This window comes from Streptomyces mutabilis (genome assembly GCF_046628145.1).
Lineage (GTDB): Bacteria > Actinomycetota > Actinomycetes > Streptomycetales > Streptomycetaceae > Streptomyces > Streptomyces mutabilis.
The window spans coordinates 6,694,116-6,712,375 of the sequence record NZ_CP176874.1 but is presented as its reverse complement, the minus strand read 5'-3'; the positions used below and the strand labels follow the sequence as shown (position 1 = coordinate 6,712,375).

The 18,260-nt window shown below is 73.9% G+C and carries 16 protein-coding genes; 11 read left to right on the top strand and 5 right to left on the bottom strand.

Going from position 1 to position 18,260, the window contains the following annotated elements; all coding sequences use genetic code 11:
• Nucleotides 1-10: 10 nt before the first annotated feature.
• Nucleotides 11-817, top strand: a complete 807-nt coding sequence (locus tag ACLIN4_RS30005; protein ID WP_290013035.1) for an ABC transporter ATP-binding protein — start codon at nt 11-13, stop codon at nt 815-817.
• Nucleotides 818-862: 45 nt separating this feature from the next.
• Here the strand turns inward: ACLIN4_RS30005 and ACLIN4_RS30000 are convergent, their stop codons facing one another.
• On the bottom strand, nt 863-1,522 hold the full coding sequence (locus ACLIN4_RS30000; protein WP_289907558.1) for a hypothetical protein: 660 nt from the start codon (nt 1,520-1,522) through the stop codon (nt 863-865).
• A 225-nt stretch (nt 1,523-1,747) separates the two neighbouring features.
• Here ACLIN4_RS30000 and ACLIN4_RS29995 point away from each other — a divergent pair, with 225 nt between their 5' ends.
• The 3 genes from ACLIN4_RS29995 (at nt 1,748) to ACLIN4_RS29985 (ending at nt 3,348) form a co-directional block, all read left to right on the top strand.
• Entirely contained in the window at nt 1,748-2,404 is a 657-nt protein-coding gene (locus tag ACLIN4_RS29995) for a helix-turn-helix domain-containing protein (RefSeq protein WP_411576791.1), read from the top strand.
• A gap of 32 nt (nt 2,405-2,436) precedes the next feature.
• Nucleotides 2,437-2,976 (top strand): toxin-antitoxin system, toxin component, encoded by a 540-nt coding sequence (locus ACLIN4_RS29990; protein ID WP_179342340.1) that lies wholly within the window; start codon nt 2,437-2,439, stop codon nt 2,974-2,976.
• Between the two features lie 135 nt (nt 2,977-3,111).
• Complete coding sequence (locus ACLIN4_RS29985; protein WP_107476977.1) at nt 3,112-3,348, top strand: hypothetical protein; 237 nt, start codon at nt 3,112-3,114, stop codon at nt 3,346-3,348.
• Between the two features lie 48 nt (nt 3,349-3,396).
• On the opposite strand, the gene ACLIN4_RS29980 is transcribed toward ACLIN4_RS29985, so the two are convergent.
• Entirely contained in the window at nt 3,397-4,077 is a 681-nt protein-coding gene (locus ACLIN4_RS29980) for a 4'-phosphopantetheinyl transferase family protein (RefSeq protein WP_107476976.1), read from the bottom strand.
• Nucleotides 4,074-4,943 carry a metallophosphoesterase family protein gene (locus tag ACLIN4_RS29975; protein WP_107476975.1) on the bottom strand — a complete coding sequence of 290 codons (870 nt, stop codon included), beginning with the start codon at nt 4,941-4,943 and terminating at the stop codon, nt 4,074-4,076. The genes ACLIN4_RS29980 and ACLIN4_RS29975 overlap by 4 nt, the downstream gene beginning before the upstream one ends.
• A gap of 281 nt (nt 4,944-5,224) precedes the next feature.
• On the opposite strand from ACLIN4_RS29975, the gene ACLIN4_RS29970 reads away from it, so the two are divergent.
• Nucleotides 5,225-6,382, top strand: coding sequence for an ATP-grasp domain-containing protein (locus ACLIN4_RS29970; RefSeq protein WP_411576431.1), 1,158 nt, complete (start codon nt 5,225-5,227; stop codon nt 6,380-6,382).
• Between the two features lie 211 nt (nt 6,383-6,593).
• On the opposite strand, the gene ACLIN4_RS29965 is transcribed toward ACLIN4_RS29970, so the two are convergent.
• Nucleotides 6,594-7,931 (bottom strand): 6-phospho-beta-glucosidase, encoded by a 1,338-nt coding sequence (locus ACLIN4_RS29965; protein WP_290013030.1) that lies wholly within the window; start codon nt 7,929-7,931, stop codon nt 6,594-6,596.
• A gap of 162 nt (nt 7,932-8,093) precedes the next feature.
• Here ACLIN4_RS29965 and ACLIN4_RS29960 point away from each other — a divergent pair, with 162 nt between their 5' ends.
• From ACLIN4_RS29960 to ACLIN4_RS29940, 5 genes are all read left to right on the top strand, one after another.
• Nucleotides 8,094-9,053 (top strand): IclR family transcriptional regulator, encoded by a 960-nt coding sequence (locus ACLIN4_RS29960; RefSeq protein ID WP_290013028.1) that lies wholly within the window; start codon nt 8,094-8,096, stop codon nt 9,051-9,053.
• 33 nt (nt 9,054-9,086) lie between these two features.
• Nucleotides 9,087-10,295, top strand: coding sequence for a sensor histidine kinase (locus tag ACLIN4_RS29955; RefSeq protein WP_411576430.1), 1,209 nt, complete (start codon nt 9,087-9,089; stop codon nt 10,293-10,295).
• On the top strand, nt 10,292-10,960 hold the full coding sequence (locus tag ACLIN4_RS29950) for a response regulator (RefSeq protein WP_100049441.1): 669 nt from the start codon (nt 10,292-10,294) through the stop codon (nt 10,958-10,960). The genes ACLIN4_RS29955 and ACLIN4_RS29950 overlap by 4 nt, the downstream gene beginning before the upstream one ends.
• Before the next feature lie 166 nt (nt 10,961-11,126).
• Complete coding sequence (locus ACLIN4_RS29945; RefSeq protein ID WP_382087404.1) at nt 11,127-13,232, top strand: MMPL family transporter; 2,106 nt, start codon at nt 11,127-11,129, stop codon at nt 13,230-13,232.
• A 387-nt stretch (nt 13,233-13,619) separates the two neighbouring features.
• Nucleotides 13,620-15,017 carry a glycoside hydrolase family 16 protein gene (locus ACLIN4_RS29940; protein ID WP_107480041.1) on the top strand — a complete coding sequence of 466 codons (1,398 nt, stop codon included), beginning with the start codon at nt 13,620-13,622 and terminating at the stop codon, nt 15,015-15,017.
• Between the two features lie 72 nt (nt 15,018-15,089).
• Here ACLIN4_RS29940 and ACLIN4_RS29935 read toward each other — a convergent pair whose 3' ends face one another.
• Nucleotides 15,090-16,007, bottom strand: coding sequence for a helix-turn-helix transcriptional regulator (locus ACLIN4_RS29935; protein WP_107480042.1), 918 nt, complete (start codon nt 16,005-16,007; stop codon nt 15,090-15,092).
• Nucleotides 16,008-16,163: 156 nt separating this feature from the next.
• Here ACLIN4_RS29935 and tkt point away from each other — a divergent pair, with 156 nt between their 5' ends.
• Nucleotides 16,164-18,248, top strand: coding sequence for a transketolase (tkt, locus tag ACLIN4_RS29930; protein WP_411576429.1), 2,085 nt, complete (start codon nt 16,164-16,166; stop codon nt 18,246-18,248).
• The last annotated feature ends 12 nt before the right edge of the window (nt 18,249-18,260 follow it).

Below are 18,260 nucleotides of genomic sequence, written 5' to 3'. Positions count from 1 at the left end.
AGGGCGGTCCATGCTCGACGTACGCGGCCTGAAGAAGGTGTACGAGGGATCGGGGCGGCGCGTCGAGGCGGTGCGCGACCTGACCTTCTCCGTGGCGGCCGGCGAACTGGTCTGCCTGGTCGGCCCGTCCGGGTGCGGCAAGACGACGCTGCTGAAGTGCGTGGGCGGGCTGCTCCGGCCGACGGCCGGCGAGGTGTTCCTGGCGGGGCGGAAGGTGGACGGCCCGCCGCCGGGGATGGCGTTCGTCTTCCAGGAGTACGGGCGCAGTCTGTTCCCGTGGATGCGGGTCGGCGAGAACGTCGAACTGCCGCTCAGGCAGAAGGGTCTGGGCAAGGCGCGGCGCCGGGAGCTGGTCGCGGACGCGCTCGGCTCGGTGGGGCTCGCGGACGCCGCCGGGGCGTACCCGTGGCAGCTGTCCGGGGGCATGCAGCAGCGGGTGGCCATCGCCCGGGCGCTGGCCTACGAGCCCGAAGTGCTGCTGATGGACGAGCCGTTCGCCGCGGTGGACGCGCAGACCCGCGCCGACCTGGAGGACCTGGTGCGGCGGCTGTGGCGGGAGCGCTCGATGACGATCCTCTTCGTCACGCACGACATCGACGAGGCCGTCTACCTGGGCGAACGGGTGGTCGTGCTGTCCGCCTCCCCCACCGTCGTCAGGGAGCAGCTGAAGGTCGACCTGCCGGACGGGCGGGACCAGGTGCACACGCGGGTGGCCCCGCGCTTCGCCGAGCTGCGCACCCGTGTGTACGAGCAGATCCAGGCGGCGAAACGCGGGACGGAACGGACGGTCAAGTCGGACCTGCCCCGGCAGGGGTGACGCTCCCCGCGACGGCCTCCGGCTCCGGACGGCCCGCGCGGTGGGTCACTCGGGGGCCGGGACCACCCTCAGGTGGGCGGCCGCGGTGCGGCGGGGGCGCCCGGCACGGGGCGTGCGGCGCGGCTCGCGAAGGACCAGGGTCAACCGGGTGCAGCCCAGCTCCTCCAGGACCCTGGGCGTCTCCACCACGACCCGGCAGTCGGTGGTGCCCCAGCGCGGGTCCGGGTGGTGCAGCGGGCGTACTGCGCCGTCGTGTTCGACGGCCTCCGCGCCGACGGCACGGATCCAGTGCGGCAGGCCCTGGCGGTAGGCCGCCTCCATGATCGGGTCCTGGGCGATGTCGCGGCGGACGGCCTGCAGGCCCGGGTCGTGGCCGTACCGCTCCAGGGCGGCGGCGAAGTGCGCCAGCATGGGCAGGCACCAGCTCGACTCGTGCTCCCCGAGGACCGCGGACGCGTCCGGGTGGAACAGCACGAACCTGAGGAAGTTGTCGCCCGGCATGGCCGTCGGGTGCGGTCCGGCGCCCCGGAAAAGTGTCCGGAAGGCGCCGTTGGTCAGCACCACGTCCCAGCGGTGGTCGACGACGAGCGAGGGAAAGGGGACGGCCTCCAGGAGGGCCGTGTAGTCCTGGAGATACGCCTGGACCTCGGGGGTCGCGGGAGCGGGCCGCGGCGCCGGCCGCTGCCCTCCTGCCTGAAATGCCATCGGGAGGTCACCCCTCTTGCCTATGCGGCCTTCTCGCGGCGTCCCGATCCTGGTGCCCCGACGCGAGGCGTGTCAACTATCGTGGCATTTCGTGCCTGTTGACGGCTGAAATAGGCCACAGTTGTGGCGATACCTGGATGTGAGTTCGAGCGGCAGGCTACTCTCCGGGAAGTTCACGGCAATCGCTTGTGAGAAGCCTGTGAGAGAGACGTGGGAGAGCTGTCGGTGACGGGTGGCTTCGAGGGTCCGGGTGCCCTGCCGACGGCCGCGCTGCCCGCCGTCGTCGCCCGCGTCACCGCGCTCGCGGACCGGCTCGGCGTACCGCACGCCGAGGTCTTCGACATCGGCCGCCTGTCCGCCGCCTCCGGTGTCCCCGAGCCCGTGGTGGTGGCGCTCCTGAGCGGTCGGCCCGCCGGTGAACCCGACGTGCAGGCGCGGTTCGTGCAGCGCCTGGACCTGCTGCGCCGCACCCGGCTCAAGCCCAACGGCCGCAGGTACACCCAGCAGGAGATCGCCGACGGCGCCGGAATGTCCCGGCAGCAGGCGGGCGCCCTCATCAACGGCGACCGGCGGCCCACCATGGAGCACTGCGACGCCATCCAGCGGTTCTTCCGGGTGCACGCCGGTTTCCTGACCGCCGAGGACCCCGAGGCGCTGGCGGTCGCGCTCCAGCACACCGAGCAGGAACTGCTCCAGCAGCTCGCCGACCGGGAGCGGGCGGCTACGGCCGCCGCCGAGGACCCCCTGGAGCGGCTGCTCCAGGACCATGGTGTGCGCGGCATCGCCTGGCGGGCCGCTCAACTGCCCACCGACCAGCACCGCGACAAGGTCGCCGAGTGGCTGGACATGCTCCTGGAGAGCGTCAAGCGGCCCGAGTCGTGAGCGTGGGGAGAGACGTGGGCATCGGCAAGGAGATGCGCCGCCTGTGCGGCGAACTGGTCGAGGAGCTGACGCTTCCCGCCCCGGCGCCGCCCGCCGAGCTGTACGGGGCGCTGTGCGAGGCGATGAGCAGACGCCGGGGCCGTCCGGTGCTGTTCCGCACGGCCGTCTTCCCGCCCGGGACCGCCAGCGGCCTGTGGCTCGACATGGCCGAGCAGGATCTGGTCGTGGTCGAGGAACGCACCGCGCCCGACCACCAGTTGGTGATCCTCGGGCACGAGCTGTGGCACATGAAGGCCGGCCACCGCGGTCACCACGTCGAGGGCGGCGCGGTCGCGGCGCGGCTGCTGGAGGGGGACGGCCCGGACCGGGACGAGGAGGCCTTGCGCGCCACCGTGCGCACGGTCGCCGCGCGCTCCCGCTTCGACCTCGCCGAGGAGAAGGACGCGGAGACCTTCGGGCTGCTGCTGGCCAGCAAGTGCCGGACGTGGCTGGACGGTTCGCCGCTGCGCGGGCCGGTGCAGCGGGACCACCTGGCGGGCCGGATCGGCGCCTCGCTGGGGTACCCGGGCTGATGCCTCGATCGGTTCGTACGGGCCGGGTGCGGGGCGCGTCTCGGTCCGATTGTCAGTGGTGGACGGCAAGCTGGGGATGTGCCGCCGCCGGGCGGCGGCGCGTGACCGCTGACGTCGTTGTGGGGAGACCGACCGATGACCACCGCCGTACTGACCGATCACGAGCGCGCGGCCGTGCAGGCCTACCTGCGGCTGCTGCACACCGTACGGGCCGGGTTCGACGCCGCGCCGGGTCCGGCCGGTGCGCCCCGTCCGGCCGTCGTCCCGCCCTCCGTACTGGCCGAGGCGGAGCAGGCACTGCGGGCCGCGGGGCTGGCGGGGAACGAGGAGGCGTTCTTCCGGCTGCTGCGGAGCTGGTGCCCGGCCTCCTGACGGGCCGGGTGTGCTCTCGGGGGGCCGGGGCGCGGGCGTCTTGACGACTCAGGCGTGCGGGACCGTGACGGCCGTCGCGAGCAGGCCGTGCCGGGCGGTCCAGCGGCCGTCGAAACGGGACAGGCGCCGGCCGCCCACGGTCGGTCCCGGCACCAGGAGCGCGGCGTGCAGGGTGCCGCCTCGCGGGTCCCCGGGGTCCACGGAGATCTCGATGTCGGCCTCGGTGAAGTCCAGCCACCGCCCGGTGAGGGGGAACCACGCCTTGTAGACGGACTCCTTGGCGCTGAACAGCAGCCGGTCCCAGTGGACACCGGGACGCTCCTCGGCCAGCCGGCGCAGCCGCTCCGCCTCGGCGGGCAGCGAGACGCTGGGCAGGACACCCTCCGGGAGCGGCCCGTCGGGTTCGGCGTCGATGCCGAGCGAGGCCAGGTCGGCGGCGCGGACCAGGGCGGCGGCGCAGTAGCCGTCGCAGTGGGTCATGCTGCCGGTCAGCCCCGCGGGCCAGATGGGCGCACCGCGCTCGCCGTTCAGCACGGGCTGCGCGGGCACGCCCAGCTTCTCCATGGCCCGGCGGGCGCACGAGCGCACCGCGGTGAACTCCCGGCGCCGTTTGGCGACCGCCCGCGCCACGAGCGGCTCCTCCTGCGGGAGGAGGGGCAGATGTCCGGCGTCGTCGTTGCCGTGGGCCTCCACGGCGACGACCGTGTCGGGGAGCAGTTCCTCGATCACCGGCCCGCCTCCTGACGGGCCGGCGCGGGCAGGACGCGGCGCAGTGCGCCCGGCGGCCCGCTTCGCCTGCGCCATTCGCGGGGGTAACCCACCGAGACCTCCTCGAAGCGGACCCCCTCGTGCCAGGTGGTCCGGGGGATGTGCAGATGGCCGTAGACCATGGTGGCGACACGGAACCTGCGGTGCCAGTCGGCGGTCAGGCGGGTGCCGCACCACATGGCGAACTCGGGGTACCACAGGACGTCGGTGGGGTGCCGGTCCAGCGGGTAGTGGTTGACGAGGACGGTCGGCAGGTCGTCGGGAAGCTCGGCGAGCCTGCGCTCGGTCTCGGCGACGCGGGCCCGGCACCAGGCCTCGCGGCTCGGGTACGGGTCGGGGTGCAGCAGGAACTCGTCGTTGCACACGACGCCGGTGCCGTGGGCGTAGGCCAGTCCCTCCTCCTTGGTCGCGCACCCTGCGGGCAGGAACGAGTAGTCGTAGAGGAGGAACAGCGGCGCGACCACCGCCGGGCCGCCGTCTCCGTCCCACACGGGGTACGGGTCCTCGGGCGTCGTCACGCCCAGTTCCCGGCACACGTGGACCAGGTGCTCGTAGCGGGCGGCGCCGCGGAGGGTGACGGGATCCTTGGGGTGGGTCCACAGCTCGTGGTTGCCGGGGACCCACACGACCCGGCGGAAACGGTCCGAGAGGGTGCCGAGGGCCCAGCGGATGTCGGAGACGGTCTCCGCGACGTCACCTGCCACCAGGAGCCAGTCGTCGTCGGAGCCGGGGCGCATGCCCTCCACGAGCTCGCGGTTCTCCGGGTATCCGATGTGCAGGTCGCTGATGGCCCACATGCGGCCCGGCCCACCGGTCGTCGACGTCATACCCACCCCTCACGGACGCGCGTTCGACGCCACGAGATCACATCCCGGCCCGGGTCACAAGCACGGCCCCGCGCGCCCGGCCGGGGCCTTGCGGCCGCCCCGCACCGGCGCCGGTGCGTCCGCGCGGCGCACTTTGCACCCGCAGGCGTGCGTACCCCTATGATCGCCCCAACACCACCGCCCCGATTCACCCCTTCGCGCAGGGCGGCTCGGTGTCCCTCCAACCCCTGGCCGGGCACGGCCCGCTTCGCCCTGCCCGCGAACCGTGAAAGGCGGCCTGCATGGTTTCTCCCGTACGCGTCTGGCTCAACCGCACGTACGCGGAGAACGTCTTCTTCATGGATCAGCTGCGGCGAAATCCCGCCGACCGGGCCGTCGAGATCCACGCCACGCACGGCGACCCGGACTCCCCCGTACTGGCCGCCGCGGACACCGCCGACCTGGAGCCGGAGGGCCTGTCCGCGGCCGGCTACGTCGAGTACGCCCTGGACCAGTGCGCGCGGCGCGGCATCGACGTGTTCGTGCCGCGCCTCCACCAGACCGCGATCGTGGCCCACCGCGCCGAGTTCGAGGCCGCCGGTACGGCCCTGCTGGCACCGCCGCCGGAGGCGGTGGCCGTCTTCCAGGACAAGGTGATCGCCTACGAGGCGGTCCGGGCGATCGGTGTGCCGGTGCCCCCGTGGTGGCGGGTCCGCACGGCCGACGAGCTCGTGGCGGCCGTGGAGGAGCTGGAGGCGCACGGCCACCGGGCCTGCTTCAAGCCGGCGTCCGGCGCGGGCGGCGTGGGCTTCCGGATGGTCACTCGGGAGTCCTTCTCCCTGACGCAGCTGGACGGCTTCCCGAGCCCGTACGTCCCGTTGCCCCTGGTCGTCGAGGCGCTGCGGGCGGCCGACGGTCCCGTCGACTGGCTGGTGATGCCCCGGCTGGAGGAGCCGGAGGTGTCGGTGGACTGCCTCACCGGTCCCGACGACCGGGTGCGACTGGCCGTGGGCCGCACCAAGAACGGCCGCCGCCGCGGGTTCACTCTCCAGGACCAGTGGCTGGCGCCGGCCCGGCGGATCGCCGAGGCGTTCGGGCTGCACCACCTGTCCAACGTGCAGTTCCGGATGTACGGGGACCGGCCCGTCCTGATGGACGTCAACACCCGACCGGCCGGAGGGCTGCACCAGCTGGCCCTGTGCGGGATCAACGCGCCGTGGGCGGCCGTTCGGCTGGCCCTCGGAGACGATCCGGGCGAGATGACACCGCCCTTCCTGGGCCAGGACTACGCGGTGGTGTCCGGGCCGCGTCCCTTGCGCCCGGTCCCCGCGCCCCACTCCCGCACGGACCTCGCCGCAGCCCCGCCCCCGGCCCCGGTGACCCGCCGCACGCCCACCGCGCCGGCCACCGCCCCTGTGGGCACCGTCGCCCACGATCCGGCCGCCGGCGCTCCCGCGTAGGCGCTGCGCGCGGGCACGAGCAGCCGCCGGGAGACGCCGGGGGCCGGCCGGCGCACGCCGGGCTTCCCGGGCGGAAGACCCCGCCTGCCGCGCCGGCTCCGGCAGCCGCACGCCGTCACGGCGTTCGCCGCCGGGCGAGCGCGGACGCCGGAGGGGGCCCGCGCCGGGACCGCGCGGCACGGTGCCCGCCCGGTCCGGCGGTCCCGGGGTTCTACCGGAGGTACGCCAGACCCGGATGTACCGCCGTGTAGCCCTCGACGAGGCGATGGGCCACGTTGACCGAGTCGACCAGGGGGTGCAGGGCGAAGGCGCGGACCGCCGACGCGCGGGAGCCCGAGTCGGCCGCCGCCAGGACTTCGCGCTCGACGGCCTTGACGGCGCAGACCAGGCCCGTGGCGTGACCCGGCAGCGGGTCCACGGCCAGCGGGTGGGCGCCGTTCGCGTCGACCAGGCACGGGACCTCGACCACGGCGTCGGCGTCGAGGACGGCGAGCGTGCCGCGGTTGCGGACGTTCAGGATAAGGGTGGCGCGCTCGTCGCGGGCGACGGCCCGCATCAGCGCCAGCGCCACCTTCTCGTAGCCGCCGGACAGGTCGTCGGCCTCGCGTTCGCCCGCGCCCGCCGCCTCCCGGTTCTCGGCCATGTAGGTGGCCTCGCGTTCGGCGCGGGTCCGGTCCCAGGTGGCCAGCGCCGGGGCGTCCGGGTGGCGCATCTCCTCGTAGAAACGGGCCTGCTGGTCGCGCAGGAACGCACCGCGGGTCCGGTCGGCCTCCCGGTAGGCGCGGACGGTCTCGCGGTTGAAGTAGTAGTAGTGCAGGTACTCGTTGGGGACCGCGCCGAGCGAGCGCAGCCAGTCGGGGCCGAAGAGCCGGCCTTCCTCGAAGGAGCCGAGCAGCGCCGGGTCGGCGAGCAGCCGCGGGAGTTCGTCGCGGCCGGCCACGCGCAGGCCGCGGACCCAGCCGAGGTGGTTGAGGCCGACGTAGTCGATGAAGGCCCGGCCCGGGTCGGCGCCCAGCACACGGGCGATACGGCGGCCGAGGCCGACCGGCGAGTCGCAGATGCCGATGACGCGGTCGCCGAGGTACCGGGACATGGCCTCGGTGACCAGGCCGGCCGGGTTGGTGAAGTTGATGACCCAGGCGTCCGGCGCCAGCCGGGCCACGCGGCGCGCGATGTCGACGGCGACCGGGACGGTCCGCAGGCCGTAGGCGATGCCGCCCGCGCCGACCGTCTCCTGGCCCAGGACGCCCTCGGCGAGCGCCACCCGCTCGTCGTCGGCCCGCCCCTGCAGACCGCCGACGCGGATCGCGGAGAACACGAAGTCGGCGCCGCGCAGCGCCTCGTCCAGGTCGGTCGTGGCGGTGACCGCGGGCGCGTCCGGCACCCCCGCCGCCTGCTCGGCCAGCACCCGGGTCACCGCCGACAGCCGGTCCGCGTCGAGGTCGTGCAGGACGACGTCGGTCACCCGCCCCTCGGCGCGGTCCCCGAGGAGCGCCCCGTACACGAGCGGCACCCGGAATCCGCCGCCGCCCAGAATCGTCAGCCTCACGCCCGTGCCCTTCCGTCGCCGGCCCCATGTGTGCGTCCGGCGCCGATCATGGCACGCCCGGCCCGGCCTCCGGCCGACCGCACCACCCCTGTGCGGGGCCCGGCGCGGACCGTACCCTCTGCGGGAACGCTGCCCCGCCCCTGCCTGGGAGGTGCCCCCGCCATGACCGCCGCCCCCGAGTCCCCGTCCCTCCCTCCGTCCCGGTCCCTCCCCCGCTCCCGGCGCCGTTCGAGCGGGCGGACTCCCCCGCCCGGGGGTGCCCCCACCGCCGCCGACCGGCTGCTGTCCGTGCTGGCCGCGTTCGACCACGAGCATCCGGCGCTGTGCCTGACCGACATCGGCCGCCGGGCCGGACTGAGCCTGACCACCGCGCACCGGCTGGTGGGCGCGCTGACCGAGTGGGGCGCACTGGAGCGGGACGACTCGGGCGTCTACCACGTGGGGCTGCGGCTGTGGGAGGTCGCCGCGCTCGCCCCGCGCGGCCTCGCGCTGCGGCAGGTCGCCCTGCCGTACCTGGAGGACCTGTACGAGGCGACCCACGAGAACGTGCAGCTGGCGGTGCGGGACGGCGACGAGGTCGTCTACACCGAGTGGCTGGCGGCCCGGTCGTCGGTCGGCGTGCACATCCGCGTCGGCGCACGCTGGCCGCTGCACGCCACCGGCGTCGGCCTGGCCCTGCTCGCGCACGCCGGGCCCGAGTTCCAGCGGGCGTACCTCGCGGGCCCGCTCGCGTCGTTCACCGCGTACACCGTCACCGATCCGGGCCGGCTGCGCCGGGTGCTGGCGGAGGTGCGGCGCGCCGGAGTCGCGGTGAGCGACCGTCAGGTGACCGACGACGCCCTGTCGGTGGCCGCGCCGGTGCACGGCCCGGACGGCACGGTGACCGCCGCCGTCTCGGTCGTCGTCCCGTACGCGGGCGCGCGGGTGCCTGCGCTGGTCCCCGCCGTGCGGCTGGCGGGGCGGGGGATGTCCCGGGCACTGGGGTGGCGCCCGTCGGACGCGGGACCGGCCGAGGCCGGCAGGCCGCTGCCCAAACGTGCGGTCGGTGAGGACCGTGGACAGGCCGACCGCGCACCGGATATCCCTCGCACCGGTGAGGACGTACCCCCGGGCGCCTCCTGATACTGGGACGGCCCTTGCCCCGAGGAGCCGCCCATGACCGCCCGGTCCCCGTTCGCTCCGCTCGCCCCCGCCGTCGCGCGGCTGCGCACGACGAATCCGTACGCCGTCGACGCGGCCGTCGCCGTGCTGGTGCTGTTCGCCGTCTCCCTGCAGTGGCTCTTCCCGGACGAGGGCGACGATCCGCTGTCCTGGCAGGGCTGGCTGCTCGGGGCCGCCACGGCGCTGCCGCTGGTGTGGCGCCGCGCGGCGCCCTTCGCGACCGCCTGCGCCGTGTCGGTGGCCACCCCGACGCAGGCGATGTACCACGCGCCGCCGCCCGACCTGATGTACGGCGGGTTCGTCGTCCTGTACACGCTGGCCGCCCTCGGCCGGCCCTGGCAGCGGCGGCTGATGCTGGCGGGCTGGCTGATCGGGGTGGCCGTCACCATCCGGCACAACGAGGACGCCGATCCCTTCGAGTACGCCTTCCAACTGCTGAGCATCGTGGGCGCGTACGCCCTGGGTGTGCTCGCCCGGACGCAGCGGGCCTACACGGCCGAGCTGGAGGACCGGGCCCGGCGGCTGGAGCGCGAGCGGGCCGCCGACACCGCGCGGGCCACGGCGCAGGAACGCGCCCGCATCGCCCGCGACATGCACGACGTCCTGGCGCACGCGGTGAGCCTGATGGTGGTGCAGGCGGAGGCGGGTCCGGTGGTGGTGCGCAGTGATCCCGCGCGTGCCGAGGCCGCGTTCGACGCGATCGCCACCACCGGGCGGGACGCGATGACCCAACTGCGGCGCATCCTCGGTGTACTGAAGGAGGAGCGGCCGGACGCCGAACCGCGGCGGCTGCCGCAGCCGGGCGTGGACGGGCTGCCCGGCCTGGTCCGGCAGGTCGCCGGATCGACCGGCCTGCGTGTGGAGTTATGCGTCACGGGCGAGCCCCGGCCGCTGGCGCCGGACACCGGGGTCGCCGCCTACCGGATCGCTCAGGAAGCCCTCACCAACACGGTCAAGCACGCGTACGCTTCCTCCGCGACGGTCGGACTGGACTGGGGGGACGCCGAAGTGACGCTGACGGTGACGGACGACGGACGGGGGCCGTCCCCGGCGCCCGGGGGCGGCGGGCACGGGCTCATCGGCATCCGGGAGCGGGCCGCCGCCTGCGGGGGCGACGCCGTCACCGGCGGCGGGCCGGACGGCGGCTTCCGCGTCGCCGTGCGCCTGCCGGTCGCGGCCGGACGGCGGGCGGCGCTCGGGTGAGCGTCCGGGTGGTCGTCGCCGACGACCAGGAGCTGGTCCGCAGCGGGTTCAGCATGATCCTGGAGGCCCAGCCCGACATCGAGGTCGTCGCCGAGGCGGGGGACGGCGCCGAGGCGGTCGCCGCGGTCGAGGCGCACACGCCGGACGTGCTGCTCCTGGACATCCGCATGCCGGTCATGGACGGCCTCGAAGCGGCCCGGCGGGTGTGCGCGCGGTCCGACTGCAAGGTCGTCATGCTCACCACGTTCGACCTGGACGAGTACGTGTACGAGGCGTTGTACGCGGGCGCCAGCGGCTTCCTGCTCAAGGACGTGCGCCGGGACGACCTGGTGCACGCGGTGCGGGTGGTCGCGGCCGGCGACTCGCTGCTGGCGCCCGCGGTGACGCGCCGGCTGGTCGCGGACATCGTGCGGCGCCGGCGGGAGGCTGCCGCCTCGGACGTCACTCCGAGGCGCCTGGAGGTGCTGACCGCCCGCGAGGTGGAGACGCTGCGGCTGCTGGCGCGCGGCCTGTCCAACTCCGAGATCGCCACGACCCTGTTCGTGAGCGAGCACACGGTCAAGACCCACGTCAGCAATGTCCTGAGCAAGCTCGCTCTGAGGGACCGGGTGCAGGCCGTGATCTGCGCGTACGAGACGGGCCTGGTGGCCCCCGGCTCCCCCTGACGGGTGAGGCGGGCGCCGGTCTCACCCGTGCGGGCGAGCCCGGCAAACCGCTCTTCCCGGCGATCCGGCGCCCCACCTGTCGGCACGAGTCTGTTGGCGGTGCCCAACGACGCGTCCCGTGCCGAACGACGCGTCCCGTACCGTACGACGATCGCCGGGAGGGACCGTGCTGTCCACACTCGCCCGGGCGGCGACCCGCCGCCCCTTGACCGTGATGCTCCTGTGGGGCCTGTTCCTGCTGCTCGGCTTCGGCCTCGGGACGGGCGTCTTCGGGAAGCTCTCCGACGACGTGCCCGACGTGCCCGGCACCGAGTCGGAGATCGCCGCCGAGTACCTGGACGATGTCGACCCCTCGGGGGAGTCGGTCACCGCGGTCGTCGAGGCCGCCGCCGTCGACGACCCCCGGGTGCGCGCCGAGGTGGGGCGGGCCGTCGCCGACCTGAGGGAGATCGCGGGCGTCGCCGCCGTGCCCGACCCGTACGCCACGCGCGGCCTGGTCGCCGAGGACGGGCGGGCGCTGATCGTGCCCGTCGAGTTCAAGGGCGGTCTGGGAGACGACGCCGAGGAGGACGCCGTGGAGGCGGCGGCCGGCCGACTGCACGGGATCGACGCGTCCGGGGTCCACGTCAGCGGCGGGCCGCTGCTGGGAGAGCAGCTCGGTGAGCGGGCCCAGGAGGACGTGAAGAACGCGGAGTTGATCTCGCTGCCGGTGGTCCTGGTGCTGCTGTTGGTGATCTTCGGTGGGCTGCGCGCGGCCGGGCTGCCGCTGCTGGTCGCGGTGGCGGGCATCGCGGGCGCCTTCCTCGGCCTGTTCGCCTTCAGCCAGGTCACCGACATCTCCGTCTACGCGATCCAGGTCACGACGATGCTCGGGCTCGGCCTCGCCGTGGACTACGCCCTGCTGATGCTGGTCCGCTTCCGCGAGGAGCGGCGGGAGGTCCCGGACGTGGTGGAGGCCGTGCACCGGACGGTCGCGGCGGCCGGACGGACCGTGCTCTTCTCGGGGTTGACGGTGGCGGTGAGCCTGGCCGGACTGCTGGTCTTCCCGAGCACGTTCCTGCGCAGCATGGGCCTGGCGGTGGCCGCGGTGGTCGTCGTCGACATGCTCGCCGCGCTGACCCTGCTGCCGGCGCTGCTCACCCGGTTCGGCGGGAAGATCGCCCCGGCGAAGGCGCGGGCGGACGGCGAGGAGGGCCGGCTCTTCGGCCGCCTGGCCCGCTTCGCCGCCCGCCGGCGCGTGGCCGTCCTCGCGGTGGCCGTCCCGGCGCTGCTGGTGCTGGCGCTGCCCGTCACCGGCATGCGCGTCAACATCGGTGACGCGCAACAGCTCCCGAAGAGCACCGAGGCACGGCGGCTGTACGACGCCGTCGACGCGCACTTCCCGCCGGGCACCGGGGTCTCGCCGGTCACCGTGGTCCTGCGGCCCGGCACCGACGCCGCGACGGCCGACCGGATCGGCGCGCTCGCGCCGGGCACCGAGCGCCGTGAGCTGCCCGGCGGCGCCACCGTCCTCGAACTGCGTCCGGCGGGCACGGTCGACGGAGCGGCGGCCACCGCACTGGTCGAGCGGGTACGGGAGCTGCGCGGTGACGCTCCCGTCCAGGTCACCGGCACCGCCGCCCAGTTGGTCGACTTCCGGCAGATGCTGGCCGACCGCGCGCCCTGGGCCGCGCTGACCGTGCTGGCCGGGATCTTCGTGCTGCTGTTCGCATTCACCGGGTCGGTGCTGCTGCCGCTGCGCACGATCGCCACCACGCTGCTCTCGCTCGCCGCCGCGCTCGGCGCCGTCGTCTGGGTGTTCCAGGACGGCCATCTGGCCGGGCTGCTCGGTGCGGAGGGGCTGGGCGCGCTGAGTCTGACGGCCCCACCGCTGATCATCGCGATCGCGTTCGGACTCGCCATGGACTACGAGTTGTTCATCCTGGCGCGGATGCGCGAGGCCCGGGAGCAGACCGGCGACGACCGGGAGGCCGTGGTGACCGGACTGCGCCGCTCGGGCCGGGTGGTGACCTGCGCCGCGCTGCTCCTCGCGGTGGTGTTCGGCGCCTTCATGACGGGTGGCTTCTCACCCATCCTTCAGATCGGACTGGGCCTCACCCTGGCGGTGCTGATCGACGCGACGATCGTGCGGATGCTGCTGGTGCCGGCGACCATGGCGCTGCTGGGGCGGCACGCCTGGTGGGCGCCGAAGCCGCTGCGCCGGGCGCACGAGCGGTTCGGGGTGCGCGAGGAGGCGGCCGCCCCGGAGCTGCCCCAGCCGGCGCACCGCTGAGGCCGGGACGGCGTGGTCCCGCTCCGGCGCGGGGAGGGACCACGGCCGCCGCGCCCGATTTCAGCACGGGCGACGACGGCCGCGGCGCACTGCGGCCCGGGCGACGACGGCCGTGGCACGCCCGGCCCGGGGAGTCCCAGGGCCGTGGCGCGCTCGGCCCGGAGAGGACGCTCCCGGCCGTGGCGCGCTTCGGCGCTTTCGCCTCGTTCGTGGGCGTTCACGGGGTGAACTCCCCAGCCTCGTAAGGACTTTCTCGGCTTCACCTCTTGACGACCGCTGCGCCGGGGAGCACATTGGCCGCACTCTGAGAGCGCTCTCATCGGCACACCGGGAGCGTGCTCGGGGCCACTCCCGCTTCCCACCCCGCACCCGAGAGGCGACCCCCACATGAGAGAAACCTCCGGCAACCCGCCCGGGCGACGGCGACTGCGCCGCGCGCTGGTGGCCGTCGTCGGCACGCTCGGCCTCGCCGCGGCGGCCACCGCCGTCACCGGCCCGCCCGCGAACGCCACCGCCCCTCCGCCCCCGTCCGGCTGGACGCAGGTCTTCGCCGACGACTTCGACGGCGCCGCCGGCTCGGGCGTGAACACCGCGAACTGGCAGTACGCGACCGGCACCGGGTACCCGGGCGGCCCCGCCAACTGGGGCACCGGTGAGATCGAGACGATGACGTCCTCGCCGAGCAACGTCTCCCTCGACGGCAACGGCAACCTGCGCATCACCCCGCAGCGCGACGCCGCCGGCAACTGGACCTCGGGCCGCGTCGAGACCAAGCGCGCCGACTTCGAACCCCCGGCGGGCGGCAAACTGCGCGTGGAGGCCCGCATCCAGGTCCCGAACGTCACCGGGGCCGCGGCGAAGGGCTACTGGCCGGCGTTCTGGATGCTGGGCGCGCCCTACCGCGGCAACTACTGGAACTGGCCCGCGGTCGGCGAGATCGACATCATGGAGAACACGCAGGGCCTCAACACCGTCTGGGCCACCATGCACTGCGGCACCTCGCCGGGCGGCCCGTGCAACGAGACCAGCGGCATCGGCGGCAGCACCGCGTGCCCCGGCGCCACCTGCCAGGCGGCCTTCCACACCTACCGGGTGGAGTGGGACCGCTCGACGAGCGTGGAGGAGATCCGCTTCTACGTCGACGGCAACAACTTCCACACGGTGCGCGCCGATCAGGTCGACGCCGCGACGTGGGAGAACGCCACGAACCACGGCTACTTCATCATCCTCAACGTGGCGATGGGCGGCGGTTTCCCGAACGCCTTCGGCGGCGGCCCGGACGCCGGCACGCAGCCCGGCCACTCCATGCTGGTGGACTACGTCCAGGTGCTGTCGGCCGGTGGGAGCGGTACCACGCCCCCGACCGAGGGTGACCGGGACGCGTACAGCGCCATCGAGGCCGAGTCGTACGACGCCCAGTCCGGCACGATGACCGAGGGCACCTCGGACTCGGGCGGCGGCCGGAACCTCGGCGCGCTCGCCAACGGCGACTGGGTCCAGTACAAGGGCGTGAAGTTCGGTTCGAGCCCGGCGACGCAGTTCAAGGCGCGGGTGGCGAGCGGTGCGCCCGCCGGCGTCAGCGGTCTGGTGGAGGTGCGTCTGGACAGTCGTACCAGCACGCCGGTCGGCAGCTTCGCCGTGGGCAACACGGGCGGCTGGCAGTCGTGGCGGACGATTCCGGCGAACATCGGCGCGGTGACGGGCACGCACGACGTGTACCTGACCTTCACCAGCGGTCAGCCCGCGGACTTCGTGAACGTGAACTGGTTCGGCTTCGGCCGCTGAGCGGCAACCGGCCCCCCGCAGGAGGACGCAGGGGCTCCACGCGCGCGTGGAGCCCCTGCGTCGTGCGCGTGCTCAGCGCAGCTCCGCCCGGAACGCCGCCGGCGTCTGGTCCGTGTGCTGCTGGAAGAACTTGGAGAAGTTCGCCGCGTCCGGGAAGCCGACCGCCGCGCCGACCCGGCCGATCGGCATGTCGGTGTGGGCCAGGAGGCGTTTGGCCTCCAGGACGACGCGCTTGTCGATGAAGCCTTTGGGCGTCTGACCGGTGGCGGCGCGCACCGCGCGGACGAGGGTGCGGCGGGAGTAACCGAGCGCGTCGGCGTAGGCGCTGACGCTGTGATTGGCGGCGAAGCCCCGCTCGACGGCGTCCCGGAAGAGGGTGAACGTCGTGTCCCCGGGCGCCGGTCCCTGGTGCGCCTCCTGGGCGGAACTGACCGCGAGGTGCGCGAGCCGCAGCAGGAACGCGGAGAGCGTGTGGCGCAGTACGGCGGTGTGCAGGCTCAGGGGCAGGGTGGTGGCGTCCTCGTACTCGCGGCGGAGCTGGTCGAGGGAGGCGGTGAGTCCGGCGAGGCGCGCCGCGTCGGGGCGGAGCAGGGGCGGCAGGTCGTAGCGGTACAGGCCGGTGGCCTCCACGGTGGCGCGGGGCAGGAAGCCGGGCTGCATGGTCAGCACCGTTCCGCGGTACTCGCAGTCCGGCGAGAAGCGGTGGACCTGTCCTGGCCGGATCCACAGCAGATCGCCGGCCGTCGCCTCGTACTCGGCGAAGTCGACCATGTGACGGACCGGGCCGCCGGTGAAGAGCATGACGACGTGGAAGTCGATGCGGTGCACGCGGTGCAGCGGGGCGTGCGCGTGCCAGGTGCGGCCGGCGCCCATGGGGCCGACCTGCATGCCGACGCCGAGGAGGCTGAGATCGACCGGGAAGGGGAACGTTCTGATCCCGTCGCCGTCCTTCGGGCCACCACCGCCGTCTTGTCGGTTTTCGTCTGCCATGTCCTTCTCGTGCCGTCCCACCCGTGCGCCCGCGCGCCGGGGCATGTCCCAGTTTCACCACAGGCTGGCACACCACGACCTTCACTCTCAAAAGTCAGACTTTTAGGTTTGAACACGTCAGCCAGATACTTCGCTCCGATCGAGGATTTCTTGAAGATGAGCACGCAGACAGTGGACAGCGCGGACCGCTTCGAATGGACCGACCTCGACCGGCGTGCCGTCGACACCGCCCGCGTTCTGGCGGCCGACGCGGTGCAGAAGGTCGGAAACGGTCACCCGGGCACGGCGATGGCTCTGGCCCCGGCCGCGTACACGATCTTTCAGAAGGTGATGCGGCACGACCCCGCCGACCCGGAGTGGACCGGTCGTGACCGCTTCGTCCTCTCCCCCGGCCACACCTCGCTGACCCTCTACACCCAGCTCTACCTCGCCGGGTACGAGCTGGAGCTGGACGACCTCAAGGCCTTCCGCACGCACGGTTCGAAGACGCCCGGGCACCCCGAGTACGGGCACACCGCGGGCGTGGAGACGACGACCGGCCCGCTCGGCCAGGGCGTCGCCAACGCGGTGGGCATGGCGATGGCCGCCCGCTACGAGCGCGGCCTGTTCGACCCCGAGGCGCCCGAGGGCGAGTCCCCCTTCGACCACACGATCTGGGCGATCGTCTCCGACGGCGACCTCCAGGAAGGCGTCTCCGCCGAGGCGTCCTCGCTCGCCGGTCACCAGAAGCTCGGCAACCTCGTCTTCCTCTACGACGACAACCACATCTCCATCGAGGGCGACACCGCGACCGCGTTCTCCGAGGACGTGCTGGGGCGGTACGAGGCGTACGGCTGGCACGTGCAGCGCATCGAGCCCGCCGACAACGGTGACGTCGACGTGCACGCGCTGTACGCGGCCCTGACGGCGGCGAAGGCCGAGACCGGCCGTCCCTCCATCATCGCCATGCGCACGATCATCGCCTGGCCCGCCCCGAACGCGCAGAACACCGAGGCCTCCCACGGCTCGGCGCTCGGTGACGACGAGGTCGCCGCCACCAAGCGTGTCCTGGGCTTCGACCCGGCCCAGTCCTTCGAGGTCGCCGACGACGTCCTCGCCCACACCCGCAAGGCCCTGGACCGGGGCGCCGAGGCGCACGCCGCCTGGGGCAAGCGGATCGACAAGTGGCGGGGCGCCCAGCCGGAGCGCGCGGCGCTGTTCGACCGTGTGGTCGCGGGCCGACTGCCCGAGGGCTGGGAGGACGCCCTGCCGGTGTTCGAGACCGGCAAGGCCGTCGCCACCCGCGCCGCCTCCGGCAAGGTGCTCCAGGCGCTCGGCCCGGTGCTGCCCGAGCTGTGGGGCGGCTCCGCCGACCTGGCCGGCTCCAACAACACCACCATCGACAAGACCAGCTCCTTCCTCCCCGAGGGCAACCCGCTGCCGGAGGCCGACCCGTACGGGCGCACCGTGCACTTCGGCATCCGCGAGTTCTCGATGGCCGCGGAGATGAACGGCATCGCGCTCCACGGCAACACCCGGATCTACGGGGGAACGTTCCTGGTGTTCTCCGACTACATGCGCAACGCGGTACGCATGTCGGCGCTGATGCAGCTGCCGGTGACGTACGTGTGGACGCACGACTCCGTCGGCCTGGGCGAGGACGGCCCGACCCACCAGCCGGTCGAGCACCTGGCCGCCCTCCGCGCCATCCCGGGCCTGAACGTGGTCCGCCCGGCCGACGCCAACGAGACCGCGACCGCCTGGGCGGAGATCCTCAGGCGGCACTCCACCCACCCGGCCCCGCACGGTCTGGCCCTCACCCGCCAGGGCGTGCCGACCTACGAGCCGAACCCGGACGCGGCGCGGGGCGGGTACGTCCTCGCCGAGGCCTCCATCGGCTCCCCCGAGGTCGTCCTGATCGCCACCGGCTCCGAGGTGCAGCTCGCCGTCGCCGCACGGGAGGCGCTGGAGGCGGAGGGAACGCCCGCGCGGGTGGTCTCGATGCCGTCCGTGGAGTGGTTCGAGGAGCAGCCGCGCGAGTACCGCGAGAGCGTGCTGCCGCCGTCCGTGAAGGCCCGGGTGGCCGTGGAGGCCGGGATCGGCCTGACCTGGCACCGGTTCGTCGGCGACGCGGGCCGCATCGTCTCGCTGGAGCACTTCGGGGCCTCCGCCGACGCCAAGACCCTGTTCACCGAGTACGGCTTCACCGCCGAGCACGTGGCCGCCGCCGCCAGGGAGTCCCTGGCCGCCGCCCGCGGCTGAGCCGAACACACA

Excerpts from the sequence above, each read along its gene's own strand:
- ACLIN4_RS30005 (WP_290013035.1), top strand. The coding sequence starts at position 11 with ATGCTCGACGTACGCGGCCTGAAGAAGGTGTACGAGGGATCGGGGCGG.
- ACLIN4_RS29960 (WP_290013028.1), top strand. The coding sequence starts at position 8,094 with ATGACCGCCGCCCCCGAGTCCCCGTCCCTCCCTCCGTCCCGGTCCCTC.
- ACLIN4_RS29935 (WP_107480042.1), bottom strand. The coding sequence starts at position 16,007 with ATGGCAGACGAAAACCGACAAGACGGCGGTGGTGGCCCGAAGGACGGC.
- ACLIN4_RS29975 (WP_107476975.1), bottom strand. The coding sequence starts at position 4,943 with ATGACGTCGACGACCGGTGGGCCGGGCCGCATGTGGGCCATCAGCGAC.
- ACLIN4_RS29970 (WP_411576431.1), top strand. The coding sequence starts at position 5,225 with ATGGTTTCTCCCGTACGCGTCTGGCTCAACCGCACGTACGCGGAGAAC.
- ACLIN4_RS30000 (WP_289907558.1), bottom strand. The coding sequence starts at position 1,522 with ATGGCATTTCAGGCAGGAGGGCAGCGGCCGGCGCCGCGGCCCGCTCCC.
- tkt (WP_411576429.1), top strand. The coding sequence starts at position 16,164 with ATGAGCACGCAGACAGTGGACAGCGCGGACCGCTTCGAATGGACCGAC.
- ACLIN4_RS29940 (WP_107480041.1), top strand. The coding sequence starts at position 13,620 with ATGAGAGAAACCTCCGGCAACCCGCCCGGGCGACGGCGACTGCGCCGC.
- ACLIN4_RS29955 (WP_411576430.1), top strand. The coding sequence starts at position 9,087 with ATGACCGCCCGGTCCCCGTTCGCTCCGCTCGCCCCCGCCGTCGCGCGG.
- ACLIN4_RS29985 (WP_107476977.1), top strand. The coding sequence starts at position 3,112 with ATGACCACCGCCGTACTGACCGATCACGAGCGCGCGGCCGTGCAGGCC.
- ACLIN4_RS29990 (WP_179342340.1), top strand. The coding sequence starts at position 2,437 with ATGCGCCGCCTGTGCGGCGAACTGGTCGAGGAGCTGACGCTTCCCGCC.